This is a genomic window from Klebsiella sp. 10 (assembly GCF_018223925.1).
Taxonomy (GTDB): domain Bacteria; phylum Pseudomonadota; class Gammaproteobacteria; order Enterobacterales; family Enterobacteriaceae; genus Klebsiella; species Klebsiella pneumoniae.
Genome location: NZ_JAGRRB010000005.1, coordinates 391568 through 399583, shown reverse-complemented (window position 1 = coordinate 399583; position 8016 = coordinate 391568). Strand labels below are relative to the sequence as shown.

Annotated in this window: 8 protein-coding genes; 3 read left to right on the top strand and 5 right to left on the bottom strand. The window is 57.1% G+C overall.

The genetic code is table 11. The annotated features are described in order from the left end of the window. From KHQ26_RS07765 to KHQ26_RS07750, 4 genes are all read right to left on the bottom strand, one after another. Window positions 1-435 (bottom strand): carbohydrate porin (locus KHQ26_RS07765; RefSeq protein ID WP_211777872.1); only part of this gene is annotated, 435 nt, incomplete at its 3' end. Window positions 436-579: 144 nt separating this feature from the next. After that, window positions 580-882 (bottom strand): PTS lactose/cellobiose transporter subunit IIA, encoded by a 303-nt coding sequence (locus KHQ26_RS07760; protein WP_002923158.1) that lies wholly within the window; start codon window positions 880-882, stop codon window positions 580-582. A gap of 97 nt (window positions 883-979) precedes the next feature. After that, entirely contained in the window at window positions 980-2302 is a 1323-nt protein-coding gene (locus tag KHQ26_RS07755; RefSeq protein ID WP_211777871.1) for a PTS sugar transporter subunit IIC, read from the bottom strand. Between the two features lie 11 nt (window positions 2303-2313). Next, window positions 2314-2628 carry a PTS sugar transporter subunit IIB gene (locus KHQ26_RS07750; RefSeq protein WP_004145041.1) on the bottom strand — a complete coding sequence of 105 codons (315 nt, stop codon included), beginning with the start codon at window positions 2626-2628 and terminating at the stop codon, window positions 2314-2316. A 293-nt stretch (window positions 2629-2921) separates the two neighbouring features. Between KHQ26_RS07750 and KHQ26_RS07745 the strand changes: the two genes are divergently transcribed. The 3 genes from KHQ26_RS07745 to KHQ26_RS07735 all read left to right on the top strand — a co-directional run bounded on the left by KHQ26_RS07745 (window position 2922) and on the right by KHQ26_RS07735 (window position 6721). Beyond that, window positions 2922-3863 carry a LacI family DNA-binding transcriptional regulator gene (locus KHQ26_RS07745; RefSeq protein ID WP_020804208.1) on the top strand — a complete coding sequence of 314 codons (942 nt, stop codon included), beginning with the start codon at window positions 2922-2924 and terminating at the stop codon, window positions 3861-3863. Window positions 3864-4074: 211 nt separating this feature from the next. Continuing rightward, window positions 4075-5445, top strand: coding sequence for an MFS transporter (locus KHQ26_RS07740; RefSeq protein ID WP_002923153.1), 1371 nt, complete (start codon window positions 4075-4077; stop codon window positions 5443-5445). 13 nt (window positions 5446-5458) lie between these two features. Further along, window positions 5459-6721 (top strand): gallate dioxygenase, encoded by a 1263-nt coding sequence (locus KHQ26_RS07735; RefSeq protein WP_002923152.1) that lies wholly within the window; start codon window positions 5459-5461, stop codon window positions 6719-6721. Here the strand turns inward: KHQ26_RS07735 and KHQ26_RS07730 are convergent. Continuing rightward, window positions 6718-7944, bottom strand: a complete 1227-nt coding sequence (locus tag KHQ26_RS07730) for a LysR family transcriptional regulator (RefSeq protein WP_002923147.1) — start codon at window positions 7942-7944, stop codon at window positions 6718-6720. The two genes, KHQ26_RS07735 and KHQ26_RS07730, sit on opposite strands and share 4 nt — an antisense overlap. Window positions 7945-8016: the final 72 nt, after the last annotated feature.

Sequence of the window (8016 nt, the reverse complement as noted above, 5' to 3'; positions counted from 1 at the left end):
GTCGAACATCACGTTGAGATCCCAGATAGCCCCCTGCGCGCTTTTGAAGGCCTTGCTGATCTGGAATTCGCCGCCGTTGCTTTCGTTGCCCAGACGGCCGATCGCCGAGGCGCCGTTATAGGAGCCGTCGACGCCGACATATTTCTGGTCGCCGGTCTGGAAGTGGGCGCCATAGCGGGCGTAGCCGCTGAACTTGAGGCCGAACGGAATGGCCATATCCGGCGAGGCGGCGGTGGTCTGCGGGTTGGTGATCACGTCGACCTTTTTGTTGGCCGCGGCGTCGATTTTCGCCTGGCGGTCGGCCAGCGCTTTATCAACGGCTTTGGCGACGATGGCGTCGATCTGTTCCTGCGTAAATTCTTGCGCCATGACAGAAATTGGGCACAGCGCGGCGACCACCGCCATGGCTAAAGGCAGTTTTTTTACAGTATTCATGGTTATCTCGCTTTAATAATTAATATATTTCAGATAATAACCATCCCATTCTGGCTAGAATAAATAGCCAAAATAAGCTGATTTGTTTTTTAGGGTACAGCGACGCCGGAGAATAATATTCTCGCTAACGTTATTCCATATTAATTAACGCTGGTACAGATGGATTAATTCTTCTGAGAACTCGCGGGCCAGCAGCGAATTCATCAAATGATCCTGGGCATGTACCATAATCAGCGTCATGGGCTGACGCGCTTCACCGGCATCCTGCCCGATGAGCTGGGTTTGCATCTGATGCGCCCGGCGGGCGTAGCCGTCGGCCTCGTTTAAGAGTAAGCGCGCTTCGTCGATATTTCCGGTTCGGGCCGCATGCAGCGCTTCAAAACATAATGAGCGTGACTGTCCCGCATTAACGATAATTTCCATTACCGCATCTTCTAATTCAATCATGTGTATTCCTGAGGTATTTATTATTTAATAATGCAGTGAAAGTCCATTTTCTGCATTATTACGCTGTCATCTTATTATCTCTCCGGAAGGAGAGGGATTAGCTAACGGTTTCTGCTACCGGAACGCTATTTTTGGCTTTCTCAACTTCGGTTTTCATTAAGGAACGTTCATAAGCGCGCAGGAACGGCAGGTAAATGACCGCCGACATCACCATGCAGATGAGACACATCACCACCGGGCTCAGGGTCCAGTTAGCCGCCCACGACGCGCCAATTGGGGCCGGCGTAGTCCACGGCGTCAGCGACACAACCTGGCTCAGCCAGCCAAGACGCGTCGCGCCGTAAGCCAGCACCGCGTTGACCATCGGTACGCAGACGAAGGGGATAAACATCATCGGGTTCATGATGATCGGCGCCCCGAACAGAATCGGCTCGTTGATATTAAAGAAGCTCGGCACGATGCCCATCTTGCCGATGGTGCGCAGATGGGTGGCCCGGCTACGCAGCAGCAGGAAGGCCAGCGGCAGGGTAGAACCGACGCCGCCAATCAGCAGATAGTGATCCCAGAAGCCTTGCAGGTAGACGTGCGGCAGTACCGTGCCAGCCGCCAGCGCCGCCTGGTTTGCCGACAGGTTGGCCATCCAGAACGGGTTCATAATGCCGGTAACAATCAGCGAGCCGTGGATACCGGCGAACCAGAAAATCTGGCACATCAGAACAGAGAGCAAAATCGCCGGCAGCGAGTCGGAGGCGGAAACCAGCGGCTCCAGCAGATGCATGATCGCCTGCGGCAGGATCATCCCGGTCTGCGCTTCGATAAACAGATTCAGCGGATGCAGAGTCGCAATGACCACCAGCACCGGGATCAGGATTTCAAACGAACGGGCGACGCCGGTGGGGACCTCTTTCGGCAGACGAATCGTAATGTTGTTTTGCTTCAGCCACGCGTAAACGCGGGTGGAGTAGATGGCGGTGATCAGCGCGGTGAAAATGCCCTGACCGGACAGATACTGAGTGGAAATTTTGCCATCGGCATAGGGCGCGGCGACCAGCAGGAAAGCCATAAACGCCAGCAGACCGGACACCACCGGATCGAGCTGAAACTGACGACCGAGGCTGGCGCCAATGCCGACCGAGATAAAGAAGGTCATCACGCCCATGCTGAGGTTAAACGGCAGCATCAGCTGTTCGCGGTAGTGCTGGGAGAATTCAAGCCAGCCGCGGGCAAAGCCGTTGGTGGTATCGGGTGAAAACGGCGGAAAAATAAATACCAGCATGAAAGAGCCGATGATCATAAACGGCAAGGCGGCAGTGAAGCCATCGCGGATAGCGATAACGTATTTCTGCTGCCCAAGGCGTCCTGCCAGCGGAGTAATAGATTGCTCGATCACGGCAATCATGGACTGATACAGAGAACTCATTTCAACACCTCTCAGTGCGCCGCTGGGATCAGCGACAGAGCATAATTCAGGACGTTGTCTCCCCGCTGCATACCGTAGTCCATCGTATCGATGGGCTGAACGGGAATGTTCAGGGAAGCCGCTTTGTCAGACAGGGTTTTCAACATGTATTTCACCTGGGGGCCAAGCAACACCACCTGATACTGCGGAAACTGCATGTCAAATTCGGAAACGCCATAGGCGTCAATCTGCACCGGCAGGTCACGTTCATTCGCCGCCTCAACCATCTTTCTGACCAGCAGACTGGTGGACATCCCGGCAGAGCAGCACAGCATAATCTTGTACATCGACGACCATCCTCAAAATGTAAAAAGTTATTGCGTGGGTGATTTGATATCAGACGGAAACCGGTTTCCATTTATAAAAAGCAGAACTGTGATAGTGGTCAAGATCTCCTGCTTATAGGGCGGATTTATTGGATTTCGCTCACATTATTCTGTCGATTTGGCGATGTTTTGCGCTGAAATGGAAAATCGGTTTCCAAACAAATGGCGAAATGGATATACTGCGCTGGTCATAATTGAAGCGATTCAGGTTTACAGGATTTTGGCGGGACGCGGCGCCCGCGCAGGGGAAAATGATGTCGACAATCAATGATGTTTCACGACTTGCCGGGGTTTCCAAAGCCACGGTGTCGCGAGTGTTGAGCGGCTCACGTGGCGTGAAGGAAGCCAGTCGTCAGGCGGTGCTGCAGGCGGCGGAAGCGCTCAATTACCGGCCAAACATGATAGCCCAGTCGTTGCTCAGCCAGTCCACCGGCTGCATCGGCGTCATCTGCGCCCAGGACAACATCAACCAAACCACCAGCTATCTCTACGCCCTGGAAAAACAGCTCAGCCAGCACCAGAAACACCTGCTGCTGCGCTTCGCCAACACCAGCCACGGCGTGATGAACTCTCTGGAGGAGTTGACCTGCGGGCTGTGCGATAACGTGCTGATCATCGGCGCGCGTTTTCCTCTGAATATTAACCGCCCGGACGTGGTGCTGGTGGACTGCCTCGATAGCGAAGGCGACAACAGTATTCAGTTCGATCATGCTTTCGCCGCCGAAACCGCCTGTTACTATCTGATTAGCCAGGGGAGACGGCAGATTGCGCTGATTCATCCGCAGAGCAGCGGCTTTGCCGACCAGGTGCTGCTGGGCTACAAGCACGCGCTGGAAAAAAACTTTTTGCCGTTTAATCGCAACCTGGTATTTCTGGATAACACCTCGCCGTCGGTGGCGGTGCAGGAGCTGGTCAATAACGCCACTACGCTGAACTTTAACGCGCTGCTGGTGAGCGATGAACAGCAGGCGCAGCGCGTGGTGCCGCAGCTGCAGGCGTTTAACCGCGCCGTTCCGCAAAATGTCATGGTGTTTAGCCTCGCCGGATCGTTACAGCTGCCCGGTATCCCGACTATCCCGGCGATTGAATATTCCATGGACGCGATGGCGTCGCGGATCGTCAACTGGCTGACCGAGAAAACGGACAACCCGGGCGGCAGCCCGCTGCGCGGCGATTTAATTATTCCGAAGCACTAAACGCTGCTCTTGCCCTGACCCGCCGCCGTTGGCTGCGGGTTTTTTGCTGGCTGGTTTTTGTCGTATCCCTCACATTATAAATAAAACTCATATCTGACGCCGGATTTTCGAACCGGACAGCCTGCGTGACCTGCCTTAAGTTGAGTACGAAAGTTCCACTCAAAAAACACTAACCAGAACATTCGTACCGCCTGCTTGAGGAAGTCACCCTATGAATCACACGAACGTTGTCGATGTGAAAGCGTGGATAGATACCCGCCCGGTCTCGCGCTTTCAATGGAACGTGCTGCTGCTCTGTTTCATCATCATTATGCTGGATGGGTATGACGCCGCGGTGATGGGCTTTGTCGCCCCGGCGCTCATCGAAGACTGGGGCATCAGCCGGGCCGAAATGGGGCCGATTCTTGGGGCGGCCATGTTCGGCGTCGCCATTGGCGCCCTGGTAGCGGGTCCGCTTTCTGACCGCTACGGCCGAAAGCGAATTTTACTCTGGTCGGTGGCGCTGTTTGCGCTGTTCAGCCTGGCCGGCGCCGTGGCGCAAAGCCCGACGCAGTTGGCGCTGATGCGTTTTCTCACCGGCCTTGGCCTTGGCGCCGTAATGCCCAACTGCGTCACGCTGGTGGCGGAATATATGCCGGAGCGGCGTAAAGGGGTGATGATCACCCTGATGTACAGCGGTTTTAACGTGGGTTCCGGCCTCGGCGGCTTTATCGCCGCCGGTTTGTTATCGCATTACAGCTGGCACTCGGCGCTGGTTTTTGGCGGCGTGCTGCCGCTCGTGGTGCTCCCCTTTATGATCGTGATGTTGCCAGAGTCGGCGATGAACATGGTGGCGCGCCGACTACCGGGCGAGCAGATCGCCAGGGCGCTTAACCGGCTTGGGGGCCAGTTTACGGCTGAAACCGTTTTCCAGCTGAATGCGCCGCCCATCACGCGGAGCAGCAAAGTGGCGCAGCTGTTCCGGCATGGCTATGCCCGCGGCACGATAGCGCTGTGGTTAACCTATTTTATGGGGCTGTTCGTGATTTACCTGCTGAACGGCTGGCTGCCAACCATTCTCCGCTCCGGCGGCCTGTCGCTGCAGCAGGCGGCGATGATGACCGGCTTGTTCCAGCTCGGCGGCCCGCTGGGCGGGATCCTTGTCGGTATGCTGATGGATCGCGCTTCGGCGAAAGCCGTGATTGCGGCAACCTATTTCCTCGGCTGTCTGTGCCTGTTGTCCCAGGGGGTAATGGATTTCGGTTCGGCGGCGCTGTCGGTGCTGATTTTTATCAGCGGGATGTGCATTAACGGCGCGCAGAACGGTCTGCAGGCATATTCGCCCGCCTATTATCAAACCGAGATCCGCGCTACCGGCGTCAGCTGGATGCATGGTATCGGCCGTACCGGGGCTATCCTCAGCTCCACGCTGGGCGGGATGCTGATGCTGGCCGTGCCGGGACACTCGTCGATCTTTTTGGTGCTTGCGCTGCCGGCCTGCCTGGCGGGGATCTGTATTTTGTTGCACCGTATGAATCACGCTAAGCCTCGACTCACAGAGGCAGAACTTGACGCTTTGTCATCCCCCCTCGAACACCGATAAGTGGAGTTATCTGATGGCTAACATTCTCGGCGGTATCGCCGTCTCTCATACCCCGACTATCGGCTTCGCGGTCGATCATCATAAACAGCAGGATCCGGCGTGGGCGCCGATCTTCCAGAGCTTCGAACCGCTGCAGCGCTGGCTGGAGGAGAAAAAACCGGATGCGCTGGTGTACATCTTTAATGACCATGTGACCGCCTTTTTCTTCGATCACTATTCGACTTTTACGCTGGGAATCGATAGTCAATATGACGTTGCCGATGAGGGCGGCGGACCGCGCTGCCTGCCGCCGGTCCAGGGCAACGCGGCGCTCTCAAGGCACATTGGCGCCAGCCTGATGGCCGACGAGTTTGATATGTCGTTCTTTATGGATAAAAAGCTCGACCACGGCCTTTTCTCGCCGCTTTCGGCGCTGTTGCCCTGGGATGAAGCGCAGGGGTGGCCGACGGCGGTGATCCCGTTACAGATCGGCGTGCTGCAATTTCCGGTACCAAGCGCGCGCCGTTGTTACAAACTCGGCCAGGCGCTGCGCCGGGCGATTGAAAGCTTCCCGGAAGATATCAATGTGGCGATTGTCGCGACCGGCGGGCTCTCGCATCAGGTTCATGGCGAGCGCTGCGGATTTAATAATCCCGACTGGGATGCCCAGTTTGTTGATATGCTGGTTAATGACCCGGAAAAGCTTACCGAAATGACCCTTGGCGAATATGCCGAGCTGGGGGGGATGGAGGGGTCCGAAGTGATCATGTGGCTGGTGATGCGTGGCGCGCTATCAGCCAATGTCACCGAAACCTGGCGCGACTATTACCTGCCGTCGATGACCGGTATCGCCACGCTGATCCTTGAGAACAATGCGCGCCTGCCCCCCGTCGATACCCTGACGCGCCATCGCCAGCATATGGCGCAGCAGCTGGCCGGGGTGGAGAAACTGCCGGGAACCTATCCTTTTACCCACGAGCGCAGCCTGAATGGCTTGCGGCTTAACCGTTTCCTGCATCGGCTGATTGAGCCTGCCTGGCGCGAACGTTTTCTGCAGTCGCCTCAGTCGCTTTATGCCGAAGCCGGACTGAGTGAGGAGGAACAGCAGTTGCTCAACGCGCGCGACTGGCGGGGATTAATTCAGTATGGCGCCAGCTTCTTCCTGCTGGAGAAAATGGGCGCGGTGGTCGGCGTATCCAACCTGCATATTTACGCCGCGATGCGCGGGCAGACGCTGGAGGCGTTTCAGCAAACGCGAAACCAGCAGGTAACCTATTCGGTGGCGGGTAAACGTTAAACGGCCCCGTCCTGAACCTGCTGATAAATAAAACGCAACAGCGCCTGCGTCGCCGGGGAGGGCAGGCTGCCGGCGCGAAACGTCAGCCCGATACGCCGGGTGGTATCGGGCAGGGGAACCGGCAACACGCTGAGCAGCCCATTGTCAGTTTCAAAACGCATCTGGCTGGCGGAGACCGCCGCCAGCATGTCGGAGCCCTGCAGCAATCCTCGCACCATCGCCGCATCCCCGGTCTCCACCGTCGGCTGGGGCAGCGGCAGCCCCAGGGTGACAAACGCCTTATCCAGCAAATTGCGCGCCGGCGCGTTGGCGCGCGGCAGCACCCATTGCGCTGTCGCCAGCTGGCTGCGCGGGTCCGGATGGCGCAGCAGCGGGTGGTTATTACGCAGTAAAATCAACATATCCTCTTCGAATAACGCTTCGCTACAGAGGTCCGGGAGATCTTCATCCTGGCGCAGGGCGCCGATAATAAAATCAATATTACCTGCCCGCATATCGGCGACCAGCGACTCATACGGGCTTTCATTGGTCATGAGGGTGATGCCCGGGTGCTGGGCCAGAAAGGCGGCGATGGCGGAGGGCAGTAGCCGGGTCCGGCTCAGCGGCAGGGCGCCAATGCGCACGGTGCCCTCCAACACCCCGCGACGGGCAGCGAGATCGCTCCAGATGTTTTCCAGCTCGTTGAGCGCTCTGCTCACCGGGGGATAGAGTAGCTCTGCGGCAGGCGTGGGACGCACCCCCTCTGGCGTCCGGCGAAATAGCGCCGAATCCGCTCCTTTTTCCAGGACCTTCAGCGCGGCACTGACCGCCGGCTGAGTGATCCCCAACTGTTGCGCGACGGTTTGGGTATGGTTGACGTGATAGAGCTGAATAAAAATGGCTAAGCGGCGGGTATTGAACAGCCAGCCGGCGTCCGCCAGCGGGCCGCTGCTGCGGGTATGGTGCTTCTGCAGCAGCGCCGGGATGGCCTGCAGGTCGTCAATCGCCCGCCGGGCGCGCGGCAGGATGCACTTGCCATACTCGGTGGGCACCATGCCGCTGTAATGGCGTTCGAACAGCGTGACGTTCAACGCGGCTTCAAGATCGCGAATAGCCCGGGTTATCGCTGACTGCGTGCGGAATAAGTCATCGGCCGCGCGTGAGACGCTACCGCGCAGCGCGACCTGACAGAAAAAGCGCAGCTGCATGATATTTATAATTTTATCGTGCTTTCTCTTTAGCATTGTTCGTCAGGCCTGAAAAAGTGAGTGAGACGACAACATAAATAAAAATCATAGCCTTCGCAAGTTAACGAA